The sequence below is a fragment of the Actinobacillus succinogenes 130Z genome, assembly GCF_000017245.1.
GTDB lineage: Bacteria > Pseudomonadota > Gammaproteobacteria > Enterobacterales > Pasteurellaceae > Exercitatus > Exercitatus succinogenes.
Genome location: NC_009655.1, coordinates 2096644 through 2122344 on the forward strand (window position 1 = coordinate 2096644; position 25701 = coordinate 2122344).

General features: G+C 45.1%; 20 protein-coding genes and 1 pseudogene. 6 read left to right on the forward strand and 15 right to left on the reverse strand.

Annotated elements, in window-relative coordinates; genetic code table 11:
- Positions 1–60 precede the first annotated feature (60 nt).
- From leuA to leuD, 4 genes are all read left to right on the forward strand, one after another.
- The gene (leuA, locus tag ASUC_RS09880) at positions 61–1611 is read left to right on the forward strand and encodes a 2-isopropylmalate synthase (RefSeq protein ID WP_012073632.1); all 1551 of its coding nucleotides are present in this window, start codon (positions 61–63) and stop codon (positions 1609–1611) included.
- 181 nt (positions 1612–1792) lie between these two features.
- Positions 1793–2869 carry a 3-isopropylmalate dehydrogenase gene (leuB, locus tag ASUC_RS09885; protein ID WP_012073633.1) on the forward strand — a complete coding sequence of 359 codons (1077 nt, stop codon included), beginning with the start codon at positions 1793–1795 and terminating at the stop codon, positions 2867–2869.
- A 146-nt stretch (positions 2870–3015) separates the two neighbouring features.
- On the forward strand, positions 3016–4425 hold the full coding sequence (gene leuC / locus ASUC_RS09890; RefSeq protein WP_012073634.1) for a 3-isopropylmalate dehydratase large subunit: 1410 nt from the start codon (positions 3016–3018) through the stop codon (positions 4423–4425).
- A gap of 89 nt (positions 4426–4514) precedes the next feature.
- Entirely contained in the window at positions 4515–5117 is a 603-nt protein-coding gene (leuD, locus tag ASUC_RS09895; RefSeq protein ID WP_012073635.1) for a 3-isopropylmalate dehydratase small subunit, read from the forward strand.
- A 154-nt stretch (positions 5118–5271) separates the two neighbouring features.
- Here leuD and mreD read toward each other — a convergent pair whose 3' ends face one another.
- The 6 genes and pseudogenes from mreD to ASUC_RS09925 all read right to left on the reverse strand — a co-directional run bounded on the left by mreD (position 5272) and on the right by ASUC_RS09925 (position 13844).
- A complete protein-coding gene (gene mreD / locus ASUC_RS09900; RefSeq protein WP_012073636.1) occupies positions 5272–5760 on the reverse strand; it encodes a rod shape-determining protein MreD in 489 nt (162 codons plus the stop codon).
- A complete protein-coding gene (mreC, locus tag ASUC_RS09905) occupies positions 5760–6815 on the reverse strand; it encodes a rod shape-determining protein MreC (protein ID WP_012073637.1) in 1056 nt (351 codons plus the stop codon). The genes mreD and mreC overlap by 1 nt, the downstream gene beginning before the upstream one ends.
- 65 nt (positions 6816–6880) lie before the next feature.
- Positions 6881–7930, reverse strand: coding sequence for a rod shape-determining protein (locus ASUC_RS09910; protein WP_012073638.1), 1050 nt, complete (start codon positions 7928–7930; stop codon positions 6881–6883).
- Positions 7931–8076: 146 nt separating this feature from the next.
- Positions 8077–10545: a trimethylamine-N-oxide reductase TorA gene (gene torA, locus ASUC_RS09915; protein WP_012073639.1), complete on the reverse strand. Its 2469-nt coding sequence runs from the start codon at positions 10543–10545 to the stop codon at positions 8077–8079.
- Positions 10546–10556: 11 nt separating this feature from the next.
- A pseudogene (locus ASUC_RS09920) lies at positions 10557–11207 on the reverse strand (NapC/NirT family cytochrome c); the annotation flags it as partial.
- 324 nt (positions 11208–11531) lie between these two features.
- On the reverse strand, positions 11532–13844 hold the full coding sequence (locus ASUC_RS09925; protein ID WP_245822064.1) for a molybdopterin guanine dinucleotide-containing S/N-oxide reductase: 2313 nt from the start codon (positions 13842–13844) through the stop codon (positions 11532–11534).
- Between the two features lie 168 nt (positions 13845–14012).
- Between ASUC_RS09925 and infA the strand changes: the two genes are divergently transcribed.
- Positions 14013–14231 (forward strand): translation initiation factor IF-1, encoded by a 219-nt coding sequence (gene infA / locus ASUC_RS09930; RefSeq protein ID WP_012073642.1) that lies wholly within the window; start codon positions 14013–14015, stop codon positions 14229–14231.
- Between the two features lie 51 nt (positions 14232–14282).
- On the opposite strand, the gene lnt is transcribed toward infA, so the two are convergent.
- Complete coding sequence (gene lnt / locus ASUC_RS09935) at positions 14283–15818, reverse strand: apolipoprotein N-acyltransferase (RefSeq protein ID WP_012073643.1); 1536 nt, start codon at positions 15816–15818, stop codon at positions 14283–14285.
- 105 nt (positions 15819–15923) lie between these two features.
- On the reverse strand, positions 15924–16829 hold the full coding sequence (gene corC / locus ASUC_RS09940; protein ID WP_012073644.1) for a CNNM family magnesium/cobalt transport protein CorC: 906 nt from the start codon (positions 16827–16829) through the stop codon (positions 15924–15926).
- A 162-nt stretch (positions 16830–16991) separates the two neighbouring features.
- Between corC and ASUC_RS09945 the strand changes: the two genes are divergently transcribed.
- Positions 16992–17327: a zinc ribbon domain-containing protein YjdM gene (locus ASUC_RS09945; RefSeq protein WP_012073645.1), complete on the forward strand. Its 336-nt coding sequence runs from the start codon at positions 16992–16994 to the stop codon at positions 17325–17327.
- A 128-nt stretch (positions 17328–17455) separates the two neighbouring features.
- Here ASUC_RS09945 and ASUC_RS09950 read toward each other — a convergent pair whose 3' ends face one another.
- The 7 genes from ASUC_RS09950 to ftsZ form a co-directional block, all read right to left on the reverse strand.
- On the reverse strand, positions 17456–18772 hold the full coding sequence (locus ASUC_RS09950; protein WP_012073646.1) for a TRAP transporter large permease: 1317 nt from the start codon (positions 18770–18772) through the stop codon (positions 17456–17458).
- Positions 18772–19263: a TRAP transporter small permease gene (locus tag ASUC_RS09955; protein ID WP_012073647.1), complete on the reverse strand. Its 492-nt coding sequence runs from the start codon at positions 19261–19263 to the stop codon at positions 18772–18774. The genes ASUC_RS09950 and ASUC_RS09955 overlap by 1 nt, the downstream gene beginning before the upstream one ends.
- 101 nt (positions 19264–19364) lie before the next feature.
- On the reverse strand, positions 19365–20351 hold the full coding sequence (locus tag ASUC_RS09960) for a TRAP transporter substrate-binding protein (RefSeq protein WP_012073648.1): 987 nt from the start codon (positions 20349–20351) through the stop codon (positions 19365–19367).
- Between the two features lie 242 nt (positions 20352–20593).
- Positions 20594–21754: a chorismate mutase gene (locus ASUC_RS09965; protein WP_012073649.1), complete on the reverse strand. Its 1161-nt coding sequence runs from the start codon at positions 21752–21754 to the stop codon at positions 20594–20596.
- 42 nt (positions 21755–21796) lie between these two features.
- A complete protein-coding gene (ushA, locus tag ASUC_RS09970) occupies positions 21797–23452 on the reverse strand; it encodes a bifunctional UDP-sugar hydrolase/5'-nucleotidase UshA (protein ID WP_012073650.1) in 1656 nt (551 codons plus the stop codon).
- Between the two features lie 65 nt (positions 23453–23517).
- A complete protein-coding gene (lpxC, locus tag ASUC_RS09975; RefSeq protein WP_012073651.1) occupies positions 23518–24435 on the reverse strand; it encodes a UDP-3-O-acyl-N-acetylglucosamine deacetylase in 918 nt (305 codons plus the stop codon).
- Between the two features lie 43 nt (positions 24436–24478).
- Positions 24479–25690, reverse strand: a complete 1212-nt coding sequence (gene ftsZ / locus ASUC_RS09980) for a cell division protein FtsZ (RefSeq protein ID WP_012073652.1) — start codon at positions 25688–25690, stop codon at positions 24479–24481.
- Positions 25691–25701 lie beyond the last annotated feature (11 nt).

A 25701-nucleotide genomic window follows, 5' to 3' on the forward strand; every position in this document is an offset into this window, starting at 1 on the left:
AAACTTCCAAATTTACCCGCACTTTAAGCGGGTTTTTTCATATTTAGCAAGGACATTAATATGGCTCAAGATCGCGTCATTATTTTCGACACCACTTTGCGTGATGGCGAACAAGCATTAAAAGCAAGTTTAACCGTAAAAGAAAAATTGCAGATCGCCTTAGCATTGGAACGTTTGGGCGTAGACGTAATGGAAGTGGGATTCCCGGTTTCCTCTGCAGGAGATTTCGAATCCGTACAAACCATCGCGCAACACGTAAAAAACAGTATTGTTTGCGGACTTTCCCGGGCGGTGAACAAAGATATCGATGCGGCGGCGGAAGCCTTGAAAGCGGCGCAACGTTTCCGTATTCATACCTTTATCGCCACCTCTGCGTTACACGTAGAAGCCAAATTAAAGCGTTCTTTCGATGATGTGGTGGAAATGGCGGTCGCCGCGGTAAAACGCGCCCGCCAATACACCGACGATGTAGAATTTTCTTGCGAAGACGCCGGACGTACGGGAATTGACAATATTTGCCGGGTGGTTGAAGCCGCTATCGATGCGGGCGCAACCACTGTGAATATTCCTGATACCGTAGGTTTCTGCTTACCGACGGAATACGGCAATATCATTCATCAGGTAATGAACCGCGTACCGAATATCGACAAAGCGATAGTTTCCGTTCACTGCCATAACGATTTGGGTATGGCGACGGGCAATTCATTAACCGCAGTATTAAACGGTGCGCGCCAAATCGAATGTACCGTCAACGGTATCGGCGAACGAGCGGGAAATACCGCCCTTGAAGAAGTCGTGATGGGAATAAAAACCCGTCAGGATTTATTTGGTGTAGACACCCGCATTAACACTCAGGAAATTCACCGTGTCAGCCAAATGGTCAGCCAAATTTGTAATATGCCGATTCAACCGAACAAAGCTATCGTGGGCGAAAATGCGTTTTCTCATTCATCGGGTATTCACCAAGACGGTATGCTGAAGAACAAAAATACCTACGAAATTATGTCGCCCGAAACTATCGGTCTGAAAAAAGAGAAATTGAATTTAACCGCTCGTTCCGGCCGTGCGGCGGTGAAAGGCCATATGGCGGATATGGGTTACACCGAGCAGGATTACGATTTGGATAAATTATACGACGCATTCTTGAAACTGGCGGATAAAAAAGGTCAGGTATTCGATTACGATTTAGAAGCGCTTGCCTTTATCGATATGCAGCAAGGGGATGAAGATCGTTTGAAGTTGGACGTTATCACATCGCAAACCATCAGCACGCTTCCCGCATCGGCATTTGTTCAAGTAGAATTGGACGGCAAACGCATTAATCAAACTTCAAACGGCGGAAACGGACCGGTGGATGCAGTGTATAACGCCATTATGCAAATTGTAGGTATGGACTTGAAAATGTCTCATTACAATCTCACAGCAAAAGGCGAAGGCGCCGAAGCTCTCGGACAAGTGGATATTGTGGTAGAATATCAAGGTCGAAAATTCCACGGAGTGGGCTTGGCAACGGATATAGTCGAGTCCTCGGCACTGGCATTAGTTCATGCTATCAATGCCATTTACCGTTCGCAAAAAGTCGCGGATTTAACGAAAGATTTAAAGCGTTAATTCTTAAAATTTCCCCAAGTCCCCGCTTTATTAAACAAGGGGACTGATGAGGAAAAACCATTTATTTGTGAAAATGGCATTCCCCTCTTTTGTAAAGAGGGATTAGGGGAAACTCAAAAGATCGCGGAGATTAAAAGTGCGGTCAAAATTAAACGAATTTTAACAAGTATAGGAAATGTAAATGACAACATACAACGTAGCCGTTCTCCCGGGAGACGGTATCGGTCCTGAAGTCATGGCGGAAGCCATTAAAGTATTAGACAAAGTACAGGCAAAATACGGCTTTAAATTAAATTTCAGCGAATACCTGGTCGGCGGAGCGGCAATTGATGCAAAAGGCGAACCGTTACCGGCGGAAACCTTAAAAGGCTGTGATGATGCAGACGCAATTTTATTCGGTTCGGTAGGCGGACCGAAATGGACGCATCTGCCGCCGGATCGACAGCCGGAACGCGGCGCCTTATTACCGTTGCGTAAACATTTCAAGTTATTCTGCAATTTGCGCCCGGCAACATTATATAAAGGCTTAGAAAAATTCTGTCCGTTACGTGCAGATATTGCGGCGAAAGGGTTCGATATGGTAGTAGTACGCGAATTAACCGGCGGTATTTATTTCGGTCAGCCTAAAGGCCGTGAAGGCGAAGGTTCACAAACTAAAGCATTCGACACCGAGGTCTACTACAAATTCGAAATCGAGCGCATTGCCCGCGCGGCATTTGAAGCGGCAATGAAACGCCGCAAACACGTCACCTCGGTGGATAAAGCGAACGTACTGCAAGCCTCAATTTTATGGCGCGAAACCGTGGCGGAAATTGCCAAAGAATATCCGGAAGTAACCGTTGAAAATATGTATATCGACAATGCTACGATGCAATTAATCAAAGCACCGGAAAGTTTCGATATATTGCTTTGTTCAAACATTTTCGGCGATATTATTTCTGACGAAGCGGCGATGATCACCGGTTCAATGGGGATGTTGCCTTCCGCAAGTTTAAACGAGGAAGAATTCGGATTATACGAACCGGCAGGCGGTAGCGCCCCGGATATCGCAGGTAAAAACATTGCCAATCCGATTGCGCAAATTCTTTCCGCGGCCATGATGTTGCGTTACAGTTTTAATTTAAACGAAGCGGCAGATGCCATCGAAAATGCGGTACAAAGCGTATTGGCGGCAGGTTATCGCACGGGTGATTTAGCGGATAATTCAACACCTGTTTCAACTGCAGAAATGGGTACATTGATTGCGAATGCGATCTAATCCGTAGGATGGGCTTGCCAGCCCTCCAATAAAAGTGCGGTCATTTTTCGACTAATTTTGCAAATTCGGTGGGCTGGCAAGCCCTCCCTAACTTTAACGAATTTATTGGTGGGCTGGCATGCCCACCCTACCAATCGGAGTGAACAATGGGAAAAACACTTTACCAAAAATTGTTTGATGCACATGTGGTGTACGAAGCGGAAGGCGAAACGCCGATTCTTTACATTAACCGTCATTTGATTCACGAAGTAACCTCACCGCAAGCGTTCGACGGTTTGCGCGTAGCAGGACGTCAAGTACGCCAAGTGAATAAAACATTCGGTACCATGGATCACAGCATTTCAACTCAAGTGCGCGATGTGAATCTGCTTGAAGGTCAGGCCAAAATTCAAGTGTTGGAATTGGACAAAAACTGTAAAGCCACAGGTATCGAATTATTCGATATGAATACTAAACAACAAGGTATCGTACACGTAATGGGGCCTGAACAAGGCTTGACTTTACCGGGTATGACGATCGTATGCGGCGACTCTCACACCGCCACTCACGGTGCATTCGGCGCATTGGCTTTCGGTATCGGAACCTCCGAAGTGGAGCACGTACTTGCCACTCAAACCTTAAAACAAGCCCGCGCAAAAAATATGAAAGTGGAAGTGCGCGGTAAAGTGAACCCGGGTATCACGGCAAAAGACATCGTGTTGGCGATTATCGGTAAAACCACTATGGCGGGCGGCACCGGTCACGTAGTGGAATTCTGCGGCGAAGCGATTCGCGATCTTTCGATGGAAGGCCGTATGACGGTATGTAATATGGCAATTGAATTCGGTGCTAAAGCTGGTCTGATTGCACCTGACGAAACCACGTTTGAATACTTAAAAGATCGTCCGCATGCGCCAAAAGGTAAAGATTGGGATGACGCAATCGAATATTGGAAAACCTTAAAATCCGACGACGATGCGCAATTCGATACCGTGGTCGTATTAGAAGCAAAAGATATCGCACCGCAAGTAACGTGGGGAACCAACCCCGGCCAAGTTATCGCAATTGATCAACTGGTACCGAACCCGGCAGAAATGAGCGATCCCGTGACCAAAACATCGGCAGAAAAAGCGCTGGCCTATATCGGTTTACAAGCCAATACCGATTTAAAAGATGTGCCGGTAGATCAAGTATTTATCGGCTCCTGTACCAACTCGCGTATTGAAGATTTACGTGCCGCCGCCGCAGTGATGAAAGGCCGTAAAAAAGCGGATAACGTGAAACGAGTGCTTGTGGTTCCGGGGTCCGGATTAGTGAAAGAACAAGCGGAAAAAGAAGGGCTGGACAAAATCTTTATCGCCGCAGGTGCGGAATGGCGCAATCCGGGCTGTTCAATGTGCCTGGGTATGAACGACGACCGCTTAGGCGAATGGGAACGTTGCGCTTCCACTTCAAATCGAAACTTTGAAGGTCGCCAAGGCCGTAACGGTCGCACTCATTTAGTCAGCCCGGCAATGGCGGCGGCGGCGGCGGTGTTCGGGAAATTCGTTGATATTCGTACGATAAAATTAAACTAGCAGGGCGGGCATGCCAGCCCACCCCAAAATATAAACAAACTCGCAAAGGTGGGTAAGCATACCCACCCTACAAAACAGGACAGATAAACATGGCAGGATTAAAACAACATTCAGGCTTGGTTGTTCCATTGGACGCCGCGAACGTAGATACCGACGCAATTATTCCGAAACAATTTCTACAAGCCATCACCCGCGTAGGCTTCGGCAAGCATTTATTCCACGAATGGCGTTATCTTGATGCGGAAGAAACCCGTCCGAATCCGGAATTCGTGTTGAATTTCCCGCAATACCAAGGCGCAACAATTCTTTTAGCGCGTAAAAACTTAGGTTGCGGTTCTTCCCGCGAACATGCGCCTTGGGCGCTGGCAGATTACGGTTTCAAAGTGATGATCGCGCCAAGCTTTGCGGATATTTTTTACAACAACAGCTTAAACAATCATATGTTACCGATTAAATTAAGCGAACAAGAAGTCGACGAAATTTTTCACTGGGTGTGGGCTAATCCGGGCAAACAGATTCATGTGGATTTAGAAGCGAAAACCGTCACTGTGGGTGACAAAGTCTATCATTTTGAGTTAGACGAATTCCGTCGCCATTGTCTGTTGGAAGGCTTGGATAACATCGGCTTAACCTTGCAACATGAAGATGCGATTGCGGCATACGAGAAAAAAATTCCCGCGTTCTTACGTTAATTCTTTCTTATAAAAAGTGCGGTCAAAAAATCCTGAGTTTTTTGACCGCACTTATGTCTCCGAAACTATTCTGTTGCCCAAGGCTTTTCCTTCTAATACCGGAAGTAATAACGGCAACCTTTTCTTCCATGTATCATACCTAATTTTTAAAACCTCAATACAAACCTAGTTGGCGACGCATTTTACGTAATAATAAAAATCCCCACGGCCATAATGCGCCGGTAATCAATGCGCCGAAGATATCTTTCCAATCGAATACCGCACTGTGAATAAACAATTCCACCAGAAAAATACTAAATCGAATAACAAAAACGGCGATCATCATCAACAGACTTTGCTGCCAGAGAGATAAATTGCCGAGAATTTGATGATAACGCGCAACAAAATAAGCAAAAACGGAAAGGACTAAGCCGTGTACGCCTAAAATAGAACCGATCACCAAATCCCAAATAATGCCCAGCACAAATGCCGTACCGACATTTACCGTCGCCGGTAATGCCAGAATCCAATAAGTTAAAATCAGAATCAGCCAAGAGGGTTTGAAACTTTGGAAACCGCTCGGCCAAGGTGCGATTTCAAGCACTAAAGCCACCACAAAAACCGCTACCAGTCCGATAACCTGTAACAAAAATCGTCCGTTCATTAATCTTCTTCTCTGTGTTCCTGTATTTCAGGCGAAAGCTGATGATCGTTACTGTTCATTTCCGGTAAATTTTCAGGCATCGAAATATCGTCTTTTTCAATGTTTTCTTTGGTATTTTCGTTGCCTTCCGTCACTAAAGCCTTTTTCGTATCGACGCCGCGTTCTTTATTGGCTAAACGCTGTTGTACCGTATTACGCACATCTTCAGGCGAACTGGCCTGGAATTTATGTAATTCTTCGTTACTCCACACCAATAACACATAACGTAAACGTTCAAGCGACGCTAACGGACTCGCCGTTACCGTGGCAAAATAATTGGAACCGTCGCGCGACACGCTTTCCACCACCGCGACCGGATACCCTTCCGGAAAACGTCCGCCCAGACCGGATGTCACTAATAAGTCGCCTTTCACAATATCCACGGAACGAGGTACGTTATCCAATGTCAATTCATCGGTACGCCCCGAACCGCTGGCAATCACCCGCACATCATTGCGTAAAACCTGAACGGGAATAGAGTGCGTCACATCGCTAATCAACAATACCCGGCTGCTTTTTTCACCGACGGAAATAATCTGCCCTACGACACCTTTTTCATCAATTACCGGTTGGCCTACATAAGCACCGTCTTCTCCGCCCTGATTAATCACCACCTGCTGGCGGTAACGATCGGTTTCTGCGGTCAGAATTTCACCGATTTTTTTATATTCATCCTTACGTAACGGCGAATTGAGTAATAAACGCAAACGTTGATTCTCTACCTTAAGTTGATCCAACAATAACAAGTCCGCGTTTTTTTCGCGCAACTGTTCTTTCAATACTTTATTCTCAATTTGCAGTTTGCCGGTATCCACCAGATTCTCCGATACATTATCCAGTACCGTACGCGGTGTATTGGCAATATAATACAATCCCCCGACCGCGGTTTCCATAAAACTGCGGGCTTTGATCATGGTATTTGTCTGCCCGTCCGTCAGAATCAGCGTAATTGATGCCGCAACGGCAAAAAATAAACGCAACCCTAAGGGTGAGGCTTTGCTGAAAATAGGTTTCATTAAATCACAAAAACAGATAAAAAGTGCGGTCAAATTTAACCGCACTTTTTATTATAAGAAAAATATTAGTCTTCGCTAAAAATATCTGCGCCGTATTGATCGATCATTTCCAATGTTTCACCGCCGCCACGCGCCACACAAGTCAGCGGATCATCGGCAATAACGACCGGCACCCCCGATTCCTTGGCTAATAAAATATCGATGTTACGTAACAACGCACCTCCGCCGGTTAATACCATACCGTGCGCATAAATATCCGCCGCATGTTCCGGCTTACATTCCTCCAATGCGGTTCTCATCGCTCTGACGATGCCTTCCAGCGGTTGTTGGATAGCTTCCAGTACATCTCGAGAAGTCAGGGTAAAGGCGCGCGGTACGCCTTCCGCCAGGTTACTGCCAAACACTTCCATCTCTAAAATTTCATCGTCTTCCTGAATATAGGCGGTACCGATAGCATGTTTAATATGCTCCGCCGTAGATTCACCGATCAACGAACCGAAGGTACGACGCACATAAGCAATAATCGCTTCGTCGAATTTATCCCCGCCGATCCGTACGGAAGAAGAATAGGCTACGCCGTTTAATGCGATAACCGCAATTTCCGTCGTACCGCCGCCAATATCGATGACCATCGAACCCGTCGGTGTAGAAACCGGTAATTTCGCCCCGATCGCCGCCGCCATCGGTTCAACAATCAAATGCACTTCGCGTGCACCCGCGCCAAAAGCGGATTCTTTAATCGCACGACGCTCTACTTGCGTCGCTCCCGCCGGCACGCAGATGACGACGCGCGGACTCGGACGCAGGAAGTTGCTGCTGTGAACTTGTTTGATGAAATGTTGCAACATTTTTTCAGTCACCGAAAAATCGGCAATTACGCCGTCTTTCATCGGGCGAATAGCCGTAATGTTGTTTGATGTACGGCCTAACATTAATTTTGCATCTTTACCGACCGCCGCGATACTTTTATTGCCGCCGCGTCCCTGACGGATTGCTACCACCGAAGGTTCGTCCAATACAATGCCTTGGCCCTTCACATAAATCAGGGTGTTCGCCGTACCTAAATCGATAGAAAGATCATTTGAAAATAATCCGCGAATTTTTTTAAATAACATAAGAATTCCGTTAAATTTCGATTAAACTGCGCTTAATTTTTAAGTTTGGAAAAAATTGTGCATAATGTACCAAAAAATAACCGCACTTTACAGTGAATTTTACTCAAATATAAAAAAGACCGCGATCAAAGTGCGGTCGGTTTTCTTTAAGATTTTACCGTTTTAGGCTGCTTGAATACCGTTACTTCCGGCACCTCGCCCCGATACTTCTCGATTTGAACGATACAGGTATTCGGCGAATTACCTTGCGCCAGCTTTGACGTACCTTCGTCACGGGTTAACACGTTAGCGCAACCGTTTTTGCACAGCGGCTTTTCCGTTTCGCCCGGGTTCAACGGGTCATACCATGCGCCTTCGTGCAGTGCGATTGTACCTTTTATCACGCCATCGGTAACCACGGCGCCCGCCAGCACTTGCCCGCGCGGACTTTCAATACGTACTACGTCGCCGTCGGCAATACTGCGGGATTTCGCGTCATCCGGATGAATCAACACCGGTTCGCGATCCTTAACGGCATATTTCTGGCGCAGTGAAGTATGGGCAAGTTGGCTGTGCAAACGGTAGTACGGATGCGGAGTGACTAAAGCCAACGGATATTCCGCCGTAACATTACCGGCATATTCTTCCGGTTCCATCCAGCTCGGATAACCTTTGCAATCGTCATAATTCATTTTAGCGATAGTTTCGGAGAAAATCTCAATTTTACCCGATGGCGTACCCAACGGATTGAGCAACGGATCTTCCCTGAATTCTTCGTAACGTACCCATTTTTTCGCTTTTTCCGACGCTTCAAAAGTAATCGGTTTATTTTCCTGCCAGAATTGTTCGAATTTCGGCATAGTGACACTGGCATTACGCGCTGCGGTAAAAGCGGTTTGATAAAAATCTTTCAGCCATTGCATTTCCGTCTTGCCTTCGGTGAACTGTTCTTCTACGCCGGCACGTTTTGCCAATTCGGCGAATATATCAAAATCGTTTTTTGCTTCAAACTGAGGTTCCACAACCTGTTTCATCGGAAATATATTCAGCATCGAATAATCGCCGGACATAGTCAGATCGTTACGCTCATAGCTGGTGGTTGCCGGCAGAACAATATCCGCCATACGAGCCGTCGCCGTCCAGTTTATTTCATTGACAATAATCGTGTCCGGTTTCTGCCAGGCTTTCACCATTAAATTGGTATCCTGATGATGGCTGTACGGATTGCCGCCGCACCAGTAAATCAACTTGATTTCGGGATAGGTTATTTCCGAACCGTTATATTGAATCGTTTTCCCCGGATTTAACAGGGCATCCGTTAAACGCGCCAACGGGAAAGAATATTGCGATGTTTCGTCCAACCAGGTTTTTGCTCCCGCTGCGACAGACGGATTGGCCGTAATGGATCCCAACACCCCGCCGGTGGTAGTCGGAACTCCGCCGTTCGAATAATGATAACTCAGACCGAAACCGCCGCCCGGCAAACCGATTTGACCAATCATAGCCGCTAACGTCACCATCATCCAGTGACTCTGTTCGCCGTGACGTTGCCGTTGCATGCCCCAACCGCCCATCAGCATGGTACGTTTTGTACTGAAGTCATGAGCCAACGTTTTAATCACATCTGCCGACACACCGCAAATGCCGCTTGCCCATTCGGCATTTTTTACCTGACCGTCCGTTTTACCCAATAGATATTCTTCAAATTTATCATAACCGCGGGTGTATTTTTGCAAAAAGGCTTTATCGTGTTTATCTTCGCTGACTAAAGTGTGAGCGATTCCCAACATTAACGGCACATCCGTTCCGGTATTGACCGGGATCCATTCTGCCCCCAGATATTCGCAGCTTTCGTTTCGAACCGGGTCAATACAGATAATCCGTTTGTCGGTCTGTTTGAATTTTTTGAAATATTCGATTCCTTTTTGATCCGTTGAAGTCCATGCGATACGCATGGTTGTCAACGGGTTCGCTCCCCATAATACGATAATGTCGGTACTTTCCAGCAACACTTCCCAGCTGGTTTGCTGTTCGTACACCTCAATCGTTCCCACTACATGGGGCATAATAACTTGTGCGGCGCCGGTAGAATAATCTCCTTTCGTACCGACAAAACCGCCGGTAACATTCATATAGCGGTGTAATAACGTACGGGCGGCATGCAAAGCGCCGGAGCTGTACCAACCGTAAGAACCGGCGAAAATCCCCCTTGCGCCGTATTTCTCCCGCACCCGTTTCATTTCCTTCGCCACGAGCTCGAATGCCTGCTCCCAGGAAACGCGGACCCATTCGTCACGTCCGCGCAAAGTGCGGTCGCCATTCCCTTCTAAATAACCTTTGCGCACCATCGGATATTTCACCCGGGCTTCGCTATAGAGCTGATCCGCGACAACAGATTGCAACTCGTTTTCGATCGCAGGCGGAATCGCCGCACCGGATTTTACCACTTTACCGTTTTCCACCACTACGCCGAGCGGTCCCCAATGGGCGGCCGTTACCACGGTTTGCGATTCCGCCGTGTCTTTCGCCAGTGCCAAATTAGCGGTTAAACTGCCGCCGGTCAGCGTTGCGCCTGCCACACCTAAAGAGGAACTTTTCAAGAAATCGCGACGTTTTTGGTTAATTTTTTCTTTCATTTTTTCCATCCTTATTTTGCGTTGCGCTGTAAATAAATAGTTAACGCGCGCACCTGATCTTTAGTTAAAGAAGTCCGGTCTTTCATTGAATTCACCATGCCAATCCATTGATTTGCCGTATAATGTTCCGCCGTAATCGGCGCATGACATCCGCCGCAATGGGTTTCATTCAGATTTTTACCGAAAACATTGAGCGAATTCAGGTCGGAAGTGACCGCACTTTTCGGTACGTTCACATCTAGAAAAACTTCCAGCCATTCCGAATCGGTGACGGAATCATGCACTTTGTTTTTGACCAAAACACCGGCTTTTGCATCATCATCCAGTATCGCCATGGTAATCCGCTGCCCCAATTCCGTATAAAGCACGCTTTCCGCGCCGACCTGTTGCCAACCGTGAAGGGTTGCCGCCACATTTTCACCGTCGCTTTTCCAGTCCGCCAATTCGGCAAACGGCATTAACCGCACTTCACCGCCGTTAGTTGACTTCGCCGTACTGATGGTTAAAGCATATAACAGCTTATTTTCCCCGGAAAGTTGACCGCCGTGTTTAGCCAACTCCGCACTACCGTTGTTATCGTTTTTCTCTTCCGGCAGGAAATGAGCAATACCTTTATGACAGTCGATACAGGTTTGCCCGTTTTCTTTCAGTATCTTTTGAACGCCCAATACTACCGCCGCGCCCAAGCCCACCAGCACCAATCCGCCGATGAGAGAAACTTTTCGTTTCGCCATAAATCACTCCATGTCATAAAGATAAATTCTCCACCCCAATAGGGGTAGATATAGTAGACCAATATACTCTGTTATCCCGATTTCAGGCAACCGAAAAAAGACAAAAACAGGATCAAGATCAAAAAGTTTTGCCTTGTCTTCATTTCAATTTTTCGTATTGAAAAAAATCAAAAACGACGCAAAAATGACCGCACTTTGTGTGTAAAAGGGCGGTCAAAATGAAGGATGTTTTTTATCCGTTTAGCTGAAAATTTAAACCGTATCCGGCGGGGAAAATGCCGTAATTGCGGGAATATCTCCGGTAAATTTCGTCACCCGAACGACACAGCTATTCGGCGCATTGCCCTGAGAAAGCGGAGATGAACACTCGTCCGAAGTCAACACGTTGGCACAACCGTTTTTACACAAATTGTTTTTCGTTTCGCCCGGATTCGACGGGTCATACCACGCACCCTGATACAGGGCGATCACCCCCTGTCGCACGGATTCCGTCACATGAGCCGCGACGATCACCTGACCGCGCGGGCTTTCGATACGCACCATATCGCCGTGCTCAATCCCATATAGCGCGGCATCTATCGGATGAATCCAAGCCGGTTCGCGCCCGTTTAATGCGTATTGTTGGCGCAATGAGGTATGCGCTAACTGACTGTGCAGACGATAAGGCGAATGAGGTGTCACTAACGTTAACGGATAGTGCGCGTCGCAATGTTTCGTATATTCTTCCGGTTCAAACCACATCGGATGCCCTTGGCAATCGTCATAGCCCATCGCCGCCACGGCTTCCGAATAAATTTCAATTTTTCCCGACGCCGTATTAAGCGGATAAGCCTGAGGATCACGGCGGAAATCCGCGTATTTTACCCAATGTTTAACCGATTCTTCGGTAGAGAAAACAAAGGGCCGATTGGCCTGCCAAAACGCCTCAAAACTCGGCACATTCTGACCGCACTTTTGCAGCGACGAATAAAAATTCCGCAACCAATCAAACTCGCTTTTTCCTTCACCGAACTGTTCGGCGACACCCGCTCTTTTCGCCAGCTCAAGAAAAATGTCGTAATCGTTTTTTGCCTCGAATTGCGGCGCTATCACTTGTTTCATCGGAAATAAATGCTGCCCGGAAAAAGAACCGGACAGGGTTAAATCGTTGCGTTCAAAACTGGTGGTGACGGGCAATACGATGTCCGCCATTTTAGCGGTCGGCGTCCAGTTGATTTCGTTAACGATAATACATTCCGGCCGTTGCCAAGCCTGAACCACAAGATTGAGATCATGCTGTTGCGACACCGGATTGCCGCCCGCCCAATAAATCAGTTTAATATCTGGATAGGTTATCTGTCCGCCGTTGAAAGCAATGGTTTTACACGGATGCAACAACGCATCCGTTAATCGGGACACGGGAATGGATGCCGCAAAGTGCGGTGGAAAATTCGCCGATTTTTCGCTGATTTTACCCAATACGCCCGCTTGAGAGCGGGCCACGCCTCCATTACCGTTAACATGACTAAAACTGAAACCGCCGCCCGGTAAGCCGATTTGCCCCAGCATAGCCGCCAGCACGACCAACATCCACGCCGGCTGTTCACCGTGTTTCTGCCGCTGCATTCCCCACCCCGCCATCAATATGGTGCGACGGCGGGAAAAATCGCGCGCAAGCTGTTGAATTTGGGTTGCCGGTACACCGCAAATCCCGCTTGCCCATTGTGCGGTTTTTGGTTGATTGTCGTTTTTTCCCAGCAAATAAGCTTCAAAAACTTCGTAACCTTGGGTATGCGTATGCAAAAAATCGCGCTCCAGCAATTCTTCCTGTACTAAGGTATGTGCCATGCCTAACATTAACGCTACATCGGTACCCGCACGAATAGGCAACCATTCGGCTTTTAACCGCTCACAACTTTGCGAGCGAACGGGATCGATACAGATAATCCGCTTACCCGCTTGTTGCGCACGCTGAAAATAAGCTATACCCTGCTGATCCGTCGCCGTCCAGCTATTACACAATGTCGTGACAGGGTTCGCGCTCCACAGCACGATAATATCCGAATTCTCCAGCACCGTCTCCCAACCGGAAGTTTGCTCATAAACTTCGTTCCCGCCCACCACATAAGGCAGAATTTGTTGGGCGGCGGCGGTGGAATAATCACTGAAACTGTTGACAAAGCCACCGGTAAGATTGAGATAACGGTGTAATAACGTACGTGAAGAATGTAACGCACCGGAACTTTTCCAGCCGTAAGAACCGCCGAAAATGCTTTGTGCACCGTAACTTTGACGTACCCGCATCAGTTCTTTGTGAACCAAATCCAACGCTTGCGTCCAGGATAACCGAATCCATTGGTCTCGCCCGCGTAAAGTGCGGTTACAATTCCCATCAAAAAAACCTTTTCTAACCATGGGAAAACGCACTCTGTTCGGGCTGTAAACCTGTTCGGCGACAACGGTTTGCAGCGCATTTTCCTGTTCGGCAGAAAATGCCGTACCGGAACCAGTAATGATACCGTCTTCCAGCGTGACTTTTAATCCGCCCCAATGCGCGGCGGTAATGATTTCTCGGACAGTTTTCATATTTTCTCTATTATCCATGAAATTTTGTCGTTAAAAAGATGTTAAATATCGTTAAACATAGCATAGTTGTAGAAAAATCACACAAAAATCCTTTCAGTCTCGCGGTTTAGCGAGTATAATCACGCCGTTTTTACTTCATATTACTTAAAACAAAGGACTTAATAGCGAATGGCTAAAGAAGACAGCATTGAAATGCAAGGCACTATTTTAGAAACCTTGCCAAACACAATGTTCCGTGTGGAACTTGAAAACGGTCATGTTTTAACGGCTCACATTTCCGGTAAAATGCGCAAAAACTATATCCGTATTTTAACGGGCGATAAAGTTACAGTAGAAATGACGCCTTACGATTTAACCAAAGGCCGAATCATATTCCGTGCCCGATAATAAGCAGACGGTAAAAATCCCGAAACCGATTGAGTTTCGGGATTTTCGTTTTCAGGCAGGATGAATATTTTTCAACATTTTTCGTTTTATCCATTCCCCCAGAACGCGCATTAGCAACAACAACGCGGCAAGTGCATAAAGCGGTTTGTCGCCTAAGGCCGCATAAGGCGTTACGCCCTCCGTCGGTGCAATACGCGCCGTTAGTACCGTTTCCTCGAATTGCGGTGCCCGGTTGATAATTTTACCTTGCGCGTCAACAAATACCGAGATGCCCGTATTAGTAGCGCGAATTAACGGTTTACCCAATTCCAATGCCCGCATCCGTGCCATTTGCAAATGCTGCCAAGGACCATGGCTGTCGCCGAACCAAGCATCATTAGAAACGGTTAACAGAAAATCCGTATCCTTTTTCAGATTTTCCTGTAGCTGATGACCCAAAATAATTTCATAGCAAATTGCCGCACTGAAACGATGATCTTTCACCGGCAGCGAAGGCTGAATTTCCGCACCTTGACGAAAGGCCGACATCGGCAGATTAAATACCGAACCGAGCGGACGCAACACGGTTTCCAGCGGCACATATTCGCCGAAAGGCACTAAGTGATGTTTGTTATAACGCGGTGCGGTTTCCGGTTGATATCGTTCGTTCACCAGCACGATGGAATTGAACAATTTCCCGCTTTGTTCATCCTGATACACCGAACCAATCATCACGTCGGTTTTGCTGTCTTTCACCGCCTGCTTCAATTCATCAAAAAACGACTGAATGCGGTTTTCCAATGCCGGCAATGCGCTTTCCGGCAGGATAATCAAATCCGATTTGCCGAGCCGTTCGCTAATCAGGCGTCCGTAAATTTTCAAAGTGGCATCCAGATAGGCCGGATCCCATTTCAGATTTTGTTCGATGTTGCCTTGCGCCAGCGTGATGGTCATGGCTTTTTCTTCAACCGGTTTAACGTAATTCACTCTCGAACTGAATGCGGCTAATCCGCCGACCGCAACAAGCAATATGCCGTTTGCCAAAGCGACGTTAATTTTACGGGGGGAAGTCCGCAGCGCAGAAATCATCGTAAAAATGACCGCACTTCCCCACATCACAAAGAAGGTTAATCCGCTCACGCCGAAAATCGGTGCGATACCGGCAAAGGGCGTATCGATTTGGGTGTAACCGAACTGCAACCACGGAAAACCGGTAAACACCCAACCGCGCAAAAATTCCGTGAATGTCCATAGCACGGGGAACATCACTGCGGAACGCACATTGAAACGTTGGATCAGATAGGTGAATAAAACGGGATATAAAGATAAGTACGCCGCCAGCAACAGCACTAAAATATAGCTCAGCCATAAAGGCGAACCGCCGAATTGATGAATGCTTACATGCAGCCAACTGACACCGATGCTGAAAAAGCCCATTCCCCACAGAAAAGTCGCCCGAAGTGCGGTGGATTTTTTCGCTGTTTTTGCCGCATACAGCAAACCGAGCAACGAAACATAGGCGCAAACCCAATAATCATAAGGGGAAAAAGCGAAAACGCCGAGCATACCCGAGATTAACGCAATAAAATAGGGCAATAAATTTTTCATACAAATCCAATAAATACAAAACGGTTGCTGGATTTCAGCGAATCCACCAACCGAATAATCAGGGTCCGCTTATCTTTCATAAACAGCCCATAATATCTAAATTTTTTAGTCTTCCGACGTTTCTTCCGGCTTTTCAATATCCGCCAACTGTTCATCCGTCACGGTAACACGTAACTGAATAATACGGCGACTGTCGGCTGAAGTGACTTTAAACCGGATATTTTCCAGCGTAATTTCTTCGCCCCGCTTCGGCAAATAACCGAATGCCTGCATAATGACGCCGCCGATGGTGTCGACTTCTTCATCGGCAAAATGCGTCTTGAATTGTTCATTGAAATCATCAATATCCGTTAACGCCCGCACAGCATAAGTGTGACGGGACAACTGACGGATATCGGCAATAATTTCTTCTTCGTCGAATTCATCTTCAATATCACCGACGATTTGTTCCAGAATATCCTCGATCGTAACCAGTCCCGAAATCGCACCGAACTCATCCACTACAATCGCCATATGGAAACGTTCGGAACGAAATTCCTTCAGCATACGATCCACGCGTTTACTTTCCGGCACTATCACCACCGGACGCAGCAACTGTTTCAAATCGAATTCTTCCGGTTTTTCCCGCAGAAATTTCAACAAATCCTTGGCATGTAGAATACCTTGTACGTTATCGCGTTCATCGGCAATAACCGGAAAACGCGAATGGGCGGTTTCAATGATAATGTCCAAACAGCCCTCTAAATCCTGCGTATCGTCGATAAACACAATTTGCGAGCGGGGAATCATAATATCGCGTACGCGCAATTCGGCAATTTCCATTACGCCTTCAATCATTTCGCGGGTATTTTGATCGATAAGTTCGTTTTGTTCGGAATCACGAATCACTTCCACCAGTTCTTCCCGGTTTTTCAGTTCGCCTTGAAAAAAACGACCGAAAAGTGATTCAAAAAAAGATTTTTTCTGTGTCGGCTCTAATTGAGTAACGTTATTCGAGTGTTCGTCTGCCATAATGAGATTTAAAATTTCCGTCGGATTGACGAACAAAAATTAGCACATTTTACACGCAATGGCTAGACAAATCATATTACGGATGACGAAAAGTGCGGTCGATTTTCCGTCCGTTTTTTGCTATACTCGCCCTCCAAGTTTACACAGCAACAAGGAAACACCATGGATCAAATGCCTAAATGCCCGAAATGCCAAAGTGAATACGTGTACCACGACAGCATCAATTTCGTTTGCCCGGATTGCGCATACGAATGGTCCGGCGAAGAAGCGGCGGAAGAAAGCGAAGAAAAAGTCTGGAAAGACAGCAACGGTAATGTCTTACAAGACGGAGACGATGTCATTTTAATTAAAGATTTGAAGGTGAAGGGTTCGTCTATTGTGCTGAAAAAAGGCACTAAAGCAAAAAATATCCGCTTAACGGACGGTGATCACGACGTAGACTGCAAAATCGACGGGCAACCGTTCTCATTAAAATCCGAGTTTTTGAAAAAAGCTTAACGGATTCTATATAAGAAAGTGCATTTATTATTTCATTATGATCAGGAAATTACCTGATACTGAAAAATAACTCCGTATATACTAAAACGCCTTTTCGGTCTAATCCTATAAAGGCGTTTTTATTGAGTTTAAAGTCCTAACAAACGAGGCAGGAATAACGATAATTGCGGTACATACGTTACAAGCAATAATGAGATGACCAAGACGGCAAAGAAAGGTAACATCGGTTTGATTAAATCCTGTAATTTCACCCCTGATACGGAACAACCGACAAACAGTGCGCTTCCTACCGGCGGTGTACATAAGCCGATGCAGAGATTGAAAATCATCATAATTCCAAAGTGAACGGGATCCATGCCTAAATCTTTTACGATCGGCAAAAAGATTGGGGTAAAGATTAAGACCGCCGGCGTCATGTCCATAAAAATACCGATAACCAGCAATAACACATTGATAATCAATAAAATGACAATAAGATTATCCGATACGCTGATTAATAAATCATTTACCATGTAAGGAATGTCGGCGTTAGTCATCGCCCAAGACATAGCAACCGATACGCCGATGAGGAACAATACGATAGAGGTGGTGACGATGGCATCCAAAATAATTTTCGGTAACGCGGTTAATTTAATTTCCCGATAAATCAATACGGACAATACGAAGGTGTAAACCACGGCAATAGCGGAAGCTTCTGTTGCAGTAAATACACCGCCTAAAATCCCGCCCATTACGACGACGACCATTAATAAACTCGGAATAGCATCCAAAGTATATTTCACAACATCGGCAAATTTCGGTTTGTCTGATACTGGATAACGGCGTTTTTTCGCAATGATGAAATTCATCACCATAATCCCTAAGCCCATAAGGATACCCGGTACGTAACCTGCCATAAATAAGGTGGCGACAGAAATTCCACCTGCTGTCAAAGCATAAACAATCATTACATTGGACGGCGGAATCAATAATCCGGAAATACAGGACGATACGTTAATTGCAGCAGAATAGGCGGGGTCATAACCGGCTTTTGCCTGTAACGGGGCCATAGTTCCACCTACCGCGGCAGCGGCGGCTACGGCGGAGCCTGAAATGGAACCGAACATCATATTCGCCATTACATTGGTATGTCCTAACGAGCCCGGAATGCGTCCGACTAATACTTGTGAAAAGTTAATTAAACGGGTGGCAATTCCGCCGCTGTTCATTAGGGAACCGGCCAAGATAAAGAAAGGGATGGCAAGTAACGAGAAACTGTCCAGACCGGTAGCTATTTTTTGTCCCGCCACGATTAATGTGGTATTGAAAGGCAGCATGAGCGCCGCTGAGGCGATAGTGGCTATTCCGATAGAAAATGAAATAGGCACGCCCATAAATACCAATACAAAGAAAGAGATAAACATAACGGCGGGAATAAACCATTCCCAAGATAATAAGGCTTCCATCAGTTATGCTCCTTTAGTGAATTCAGGTTATCAAACAGGAATAACAGACTGTAAAACAGCATTAAAATACCACTTAGCGGTAAGGCGATATAAACATAAGCCATCGGGATCTGCATGGACGGTGAAAGTTGGCCGGAAGAATAAACATTTGAAACCAGCGTAAAACCACCAAAAATCATTACACCTAGAGAAAAACCGATAATGCAAAGATTAATAAAAATACCGTTCATGGCTTTTTTGCGGGGAGGAAGATTGTGTGTAAATAAATCAATGGATAAATGTTTTTGTAAGCCGACGGTATAGGCGGCCCCCAGTAATCCTACCCAAATCATACTGAAACGGGCAATTTCGTCAGTTATGGTGCTGGGAATCTGCAGGACATACCGGCTGAATACCTGCCATGTTACGCAGATAACCAGTAAGATCATCACAATGATGGCAAAAGTTGAGATAAATGAATCAACTGGTTTTTTGAGTTTCTCAAATAGCATAGAGCACTCCAAATGAATAAGAACGTTGAACATTTAAAATCATCAATTTGATTTAATTAAAAATCCCCTTATAGATTCGTATATAAGGGGAATTTAATTCATTATTGAGCTACTGCTTCAATATCAGCAATTACCTTTGAAAAGACAGGGTTATTTTTAAAGTCTTCATAAAGAGGTTTTAATGCATCACGGAATGGTTGTTTATCAACCTGAATGAAAGTTGTGCCAAGTTTTTCAGCTTCCTGACGGGACCGAACTGTTTCTTCATCCCATAATTTTTGTTGGTAAATCTCAGAATTTTTTGCGGCCTCCTGCAAAATATTACGTTGATTTTCATCAAGTTTATCCCATACTTTATTCGCAATGATGAGATAATCAGGCATACTGGTATGCTGATCTTCAGTAAAATATTTTGCTACTTCTACATGCCGGGTCGATGTATAAGACGGAATATTATTTTCCGCACCGTCAATCACACCTTGTTGCAGCGCAGTATACACTTCACCCAAAGGAACCGGAACCGGAGAACCGCCCAGTAACTCAATAATGCGGTTTGTCGTCGGTGTAGAGATCACACGAATTTTCAATCCCTTTAAATCAGCCGGAGAATAAATCGGTTTTTTCGTATAAAAATTACGAGAACCGCCGACATAGGACGAAATGACCGTAAAACCACTTTTTTGGGTTTTATCTGTTATGCTTTTACCAGCTTCACCATATAAAACTTTTTTAAAGTGCTCATCACCATTGAATAAATACGGACAAGTAAAGACGGCCATCTCTTTTACAAAAGGCTCTAGCTCACTGGAATTTGCTTTAGTCATATCTAATGCATCATTTTGCAATAATTCAATGGTTTCTCTTGCATCACCCATTTGTCTATTTGGATAAATACGAATTTTTAATTCACCATTCGATTTTTCCTGCACTTCTTTTGCCATGTGATCCAATGCTTTATGAATCACATGAGATTGTTCTAAATTATGAGCCAGTTTTAAGGTGACCTTAGCGGCAAGCGCATTGGTAGAAACCGAAAATAAAGGTAACGCGGTACATAGAGCGGACAGAATAAATTTGTTCAATTTCATAACTAAATCTCCGTATAAAGATTAATTGGATCTATTGGCAGTTAAGTTAAACTGACTGAATAAATGTATTCTATCATTCTCTGTTTAGTTTTTTATTTAATTGTTTCATATTTGAGATCTTGATCACATTTTAAATGAAATTATGTTTTGAATTTGCAGGATAAGATAAAGAAAAAGTGCGGTCGGAAAATTAATTATTTTTCGACCGCACTTACCATACATTACAATGTTGTATTTTTCCGCTAACTCACATCTACCGGCTTCACGATTTCACTCGGGTAGCACCCCAAAACCTTCAGAAAAGAGCTGTGTCGTTTTAATTCTTCCAATGCCTGTTTGGTATCGGGATGATTAATATTCGCTTCAATTTCCAGATAAAACATTTCCTCCCAAGGTTTACCGTAAATCGGACGGGATTCCAATTTTGTCATGTTAATCTGATGTTTTTTGAACACCAATAAAGCATCCACTAATGAACCCGCCTGTTGACCGGTCGTCATCAACAACAGCGTTTTCGTGCTGATTTGCGGTGATACGCAAAGCGGTTCGCGCGCAACGACGATAAAACGTGTGATATTATTCGGCTGATTCGCAATATCGGTTTTCAGTACGCGCAGTCCATACAATTTTCCGCCGTCTTCGTTACCTAACGCCGCGATATTCGGTTTATTCAAACCTGCCACCAGCTGCATAGCATGGGAACTGCTTTCGCAATACTCGATATGTACCCGGTTTAGACTGCGAATAAATCGGTTGCATTGCTGAATCACCTGCGGATGGCTGTAAAGCGTGTCGATTTGATTCAGATCGGTTTGATCCGTCACTAATACGCAGTGTTTAATCGGGTAAGCTAATTCGCCTACCAATGATAAATCCGTATGCTGAAGTAAATCGTATACGTCATTGATGGAACCGGAGGTGGTATTTTCCAACGGTAAAACACCAAAATCCGCTTCGCCCGACCGCACTTTTTCGAAAATCTGATCAAAAGAAGCGCAACTGAGTTCGACCAGTTGTTTATTATAACGATTTGCATAACTGCGTGAGGCTAAATTGGAATAAGAACCGCGCTTGCCCAAAAACGCAATGTGAATCGAACTTTCCCGTTGTTGATTGAGCTTATTCTGCAAATAAACTTGTTGCGTCACCACTGAGTCTTCGATAATGCGCTGGAAAATTTGCATAATGTATTGTGGCTCCAATTGATAATTCTGATTTTCCGCAAAGGTGATCAACTCCTGTAACAAGTGTTGTTCACGTTCTTCATCGCGCAACGGTTTTTGGGTTAATTCTTTACTGCGCGCTACCTCAAAAGCCAGACGATGTCGCTCCGACAACAGTTTTAACAAACTGCGATCGATTTGGGTAATTTGTTGGCGGATTTCCGATAAATCAAGAGCCATAGATTGTCCTTTAAAATAAATTTAGCCGATTATAGCATAGGATTATCGATAAATAATTTCGCCTTTCGGTTCAAATTTTGTCGCATCAACGGGAGAATTTTTCTGAAAATACTCTTTCATAACATCGGCATCAATAAAACCGGTATCTACATAAGTCGGATGCGAAGTAATTACCGGATAACCGTCGCCACCCGCCGCGCTGTAATTCGGCACGGAAAGACGATATGTTTTCGTAAAATCCAAGAGCTCCCCTTTAATTTTGATATCGTGAACCTTTTTACTGGTGAAATCCGTTACCATGCTAATATCCCCGGAAAATTGCGGATAACCGCCGGAATCCACTTCTTTTAATGCCACAACATTCAGGTAATCCTGTAGTTCCTTACCGCTGAAATCCACATAACTCACCGCATTACCGAAAGGTAGCACTTTAAGAATATCACGGTAGCTGACATCGCCGTCGGCAATAGAATCACGCACCACGCCAGAATTCACAATCCCCACATCCGCACCGGTTTTTTGGCGTTGAACTTCGGCTGCCAAGCGTCCGAGATTAGTTTGCTTAAACCGCACGACGGCACGATCCCCCTCCAGTTTACCTTTGGTTTTGCCAACTTTCACATTAAGCAGCTTATCTCCCTTGTCTTGATAAGTTTTTAGCAAAGCTAAAACGGCAGGATCTTGTGGAATTTCTTCCGTGTAATAACGATATTCCGTTTTTCCGTCCTCAGTTTTAATTTTTTCTTTCAAATTTACAGGGATCAGCTGATAATTCACTAATTTAGTTTCACCATTTTTAAATTCAAAATCAGCCCGGCCTAAAAATTTTCCCCATTCACCGGCCTGCATTATCCATGTTCCGTTTTGATAATCCGGCTGACAAGGTTGCCCCGGTTGATAATCTTTAATCCACACGCCTTTATCATCAATACAAACCGTATCATGACTATGTCCTCCAATAATCATATCAAAAGCGGATTTATCCAATTTTCGAGCCATGGAGACATCCCCCGGCGCATTGGAACCGAATTGACCGTCATAATAGTACCCCATATGGGTCAAAGCGATTCTGACATCAGGTTTCTCATTTTTATCCAGTTCCGCTAATACTTTCTTTGCAGTAGCGGTCGGATCATCAAAACGAACCAGATTCATATACTGCGGATTGCCCAACTTTGCGGTATCTTCCGTCGTCAAACCGACTACCGCTACTTTTAACCCTGCTTTATCCAACAAAATATAAGGTTTAACCAAAGGTGTTCCGGTTTTTGCGTTATAAACATTGGCGCCTAAGAAGGGGAATTTCGCCCATTTTTCCTGCATGTCGAGCAATTGTAACGGATAATCGAATTCATGATTCCCTAATGTCATCGCTTCGTAGCCGATCGCATTCATCCCCTCTAAATCCGGACGTGCATCCTGCAAATCCGATTCCGGAATCCCCGTATTCACATCGCCTGCGTTCAGCACAATAACCGCTCCGCCTTTTTCTTCCACCTCTTTTTTAATGCGATCCACTAATGTTTTTTGAGCTGCCAATCCGAATTCACCCTTATCGTTTTGCCAGAAATGTCCGTGTAAATCGTTGGTGTGTAAAACCGTGAACTGATAGGTTTTGTCTTGTTCATATGCCATCACGGCAGCCGAACATAATGCACACGAAAGTGCGGTCAAAATAAGTGAATTTTTCATAGCCATTTTCCAATAATGTTTTAGACAAAAAAAGCCATACTCTTCAGTATAGCTTTTTCCTTTAATTAATCTTAAATGAGAACCTGTGCGCCCACAGTATAACCTTGCGGGACTTTCTCTTTATCTTCAAATGTCGCGAATTCCCAGGCCTCCTGATCTTCCAACAAAGCACGAAGCAACTTGTTATTTAACCCATGACCGGATTTATAAGCCTTAAACTCACCAATCATGTTGTAACCGCACATGAATAAATCACCGATAGAGTCTAACATTTTGTGTCGAACCAATTCGTCTTTAAAACGCAAACCCTCTTCGTTTAATACACGGTAGTTGTCTAACACTATGGCGTTATCCAAACTTCCGCCCAGGGCCAAACCTTGCGACTGAAGATATTCAATATCTTTCATAAAAGCAAAAGTTCTCGCACGGCTGATTTGTTGCACGAATTTCTGTGCCGAAAAATCAAGCGTATAAGTGCTTAAATTTTTTGTGATTGCCGGATGATTAAAATCAATCGTAAAATTCAAACGGAAACCGTTATAAGGTAAAATTTCCGCCCATTTATCGCCGTCCTCAACACGTACTTTTTTCTTCACGCGAATAAATTTTTTCGGGGCGTCCTGTTCTTCAATACCCGCATCTAAAAGCAAGTAAACGAACGGGCTTGCGCTACCGTCCATAATCGGAATTTCAGGCGCATCCACTTCAATAATAATGTTATCGATGCCTAAACCAGCCAACGCCGCGTTCAAATGCTCAACAGTGGAAATACGCACGCCTTCGTCATTTACTAACGCAGTACAAAGCATCGTATCACGCACAGCTTTAGCATCAGCCGGAAATGAGACCGGCGGATTCAAATCGGTACGGCAATAAACAACACCAGTATTGGCTGCCGCCGGGCGTAAGTTTAGCGTCACTTTATTGCCGCTATGTAGACCCACACCCGTTACTTTGATGCCTTGTTTTAATGTTCTTTGTTTAATCATAGATTTTCTCTTACATAACCTTCGAGATTATGAATTAACATAATTATTGGTTATTCCCGCGTAAAAACGCAGGTTTAAATAAATCGTTGTTATTTCCTAATTGCGTAGGACGAGCCGGTGTCTGTTCAGACTGAGTCTGAGCAACATTTTCGGTATTAGGTTGGACAGCTGCAGTCGAACCTTGTACAGTACGGGCAACCGGCGCTAATTGCGCAGTCGGTTCTTCATTCGCACCGATACCTGTCGCCACGATAGTCACGCGAATTTCATCCGTCATTTCCGGGTTCAAACTGGTACCGACAATCACTGTCGCTTCATCCGAAGCGAAAGATTTAATGGTGTCGCCGATTGTTTCGTATTCGTCTAAGGTTAAATCTAAACCGGACAAAATATTGACAATAACACCGCGAGCTCCGGTTAAATCCACATCTTCCAATAACGGGCTTGCCACCGCTTCATTAGCCGCTTTTTCTGCACGCCCGCTGTCTTTTTCACCTTGAGCAATCCCCGTACCCATCATGGCACGTCCCATTTCAGACATTACCGCACGTACATCCGCGAAATCCACGTTTACCATACCCGGCGTCGTAATCATATCGGAAATACCGGTTACCGCATTACGCAATACATTGTTAACCGCTGCAAAAGCATCCAATAGCGATGCGCCTTTCGGTAAAACTTTTTTCAGTTTCTCATTCGGAATTACGATCAACGAATCAACATATTGAGAAAGTGCTTTAATACCCTGTTCTGCAAATGACATCCGTTTTTTCCCTTCGAAAGAGAACGGTTTTGTCACAACTGCTACGGTGAGAATACCCAATTCTTTTGCAATCTGTGCAACGATCGGTGCAGCCCCTGTACCGGTACCGCCGCCCATACCTGTTGCGATGAATACCATATCTGCGCCTTCTAACATTGCACGGATTGCATCTTTATCCTCTTCCGCCGCTTTTTGTCCGATATTCGGATTTGCACCGGCTCCAAGACCTCGGGTTGTTTCCGCCCCGATTTGAACTGTTTGTTGAACCTTACTTTTGCGTAATGCTTGAGCATCAGTATTGATGGCGTAGAAAATGATCTCACCATGTTCATCATTGGTGTAGATGCTTTCGCCCACAAATTCACCGCCCAGTTGAACCATTTGCTCAACCATATGGTTTACAGCATTACCGCCGCCGCCGCCGACACCAACTACTTTGATCAGCGTACGACCAACTTCATCATCAAAATCATATTGTACAGGTTCAAACATTTATACTCTCC

Bases quoted from the DNA above. Each gene is read 5' to 3' on its own strand.
- leuA (WP_012073632.1), top strand. From the start codon at position 61: ATGGCTCAAGATCGCGTCATTATTTTCGACACCACTTTGCGTGATGGC.
- leuB (WP_012073633.1), top strand. From the start codon at position 1,793: ATGACAACATACAACGTAGCCGTTCTCCCGGGAGACGGTATCGGTCCT.
- leuC (WP_012073634.1), top strand. From the start codon at position 3,016: ATGGGAAAAACACTTTACCAAAAATTGTTTGATGCACATGTGGTGTAC.
- leuD (WP_012073635.1), top strand. From the start codon at position 4,515: ATGGCAGGATTAAAACAACATTCAGGCTTGGTTGTTCCATTGGACGCC.
- mreD (WP_012073636.1), bottom strand. From the start codon at position 5,760: ATGAACGGACGATTTTTGTTACAGGTTATCGGACTGGTAGCGGTTTTT.
- mreC (WP_012073637.1), bottom strand. From the start codon at position 6,815: ATGAAACCTATTTTCAGCAAAGCCTCACCCTTAGGGTTGCGTTTATTT.
- ASUC_RS09910 (WP_012073638.1), bottom strand. From the start codon at position 7,930: ATGTTATTTAAAAAAATTCGCGGATTATTTTCAAATGATCTTTCTATC.
- torA (WP_012073639.1), bottom strand. From the start codon at position 10,545: ATGAAAGAAAAAATTAACCAAAAACGTCGCGATTTCTTGAAAAGTTCC.
- ASUC_RS09925 (WP_245822064.1), bottom strand. From the start codon at position 13,844: ATGAAAACTGTCCGAGAAATCATTACCGCCGCGCATTGGGGCGGATTA.
- infA (WP_012073642.1), top strand. From the start codon at position 14,013: ATGGCTAAAGAAGACAGCATTGAAATGCAAGGCACTATTTTAGAAACC.
- lnt (WP_012073643.1), bottom strand. From the start codon at position 15,818: ATGAAAAATTTATTGCCCTATTTTATTGCGTTAATCTCGGGTATGCTC.
- corC (WP_012073644.1), bottom strand. From the start codon at position 16,829: ATGGCAGACGAACACTCGAATAACGTTACTCAATTAGAGCCGACACAG.
- ASUC_RS09945 (WP_012073645.1), top strand. From the start codon at position 16,992: ATGGATCAAATGCCTAAATGCCCGAAATGCCAAAGTGAATACGTGTAC.
- ASUC_RS09950 (WP_012073646.1), bottom strand. From the start codon at position 18,772: ATGGAAGCCTTATTATCTTGGGAATGGTTTATTCCCGCCGTTATGTTT.
- ASUC_RS09955 (WP_012073647.1), bottom strand. From the start codon at position 19,263: ATGCTATTTGAGAAACTCAAAAAACCAGTTGATTCATTTATCTCAACT.
- ASUC_RS09960 (WP_012073648.1), bottom strand. From the start codon at position 20,351: ATGAAATTGAACAAATTTATTCTGTCCGCTCTATGTACCGCGTTACCT.
- ASUC_RS09965 (WP_012073649.1), bottom strand. From the start codon at position 21,754: ATGGCTCTTGATTTATCGGAAATCCGCCAACAAATTACCCAAATCGAT.
- ushA (WP_012073650.1), bottom strand. From the start codon at position 23,452: ATGGCTATGAAAAATTCACTTATTTTGACCGCACTTTCGTGTGCATTA.
- lpxC (WP_012073651.1), bottom strand. From the start codon at position 24,435: ATGATTAAACAAAGAACATTAAAACAAGGCATCAAAGTAACGGGTGTG.
- ftsZ (WP_012073652.1), bottom strand. From the start codon at position 25,690: ATGTTTGAACCTGTACAATATGATTTTGATGATGAAGTTGGTCGTACG.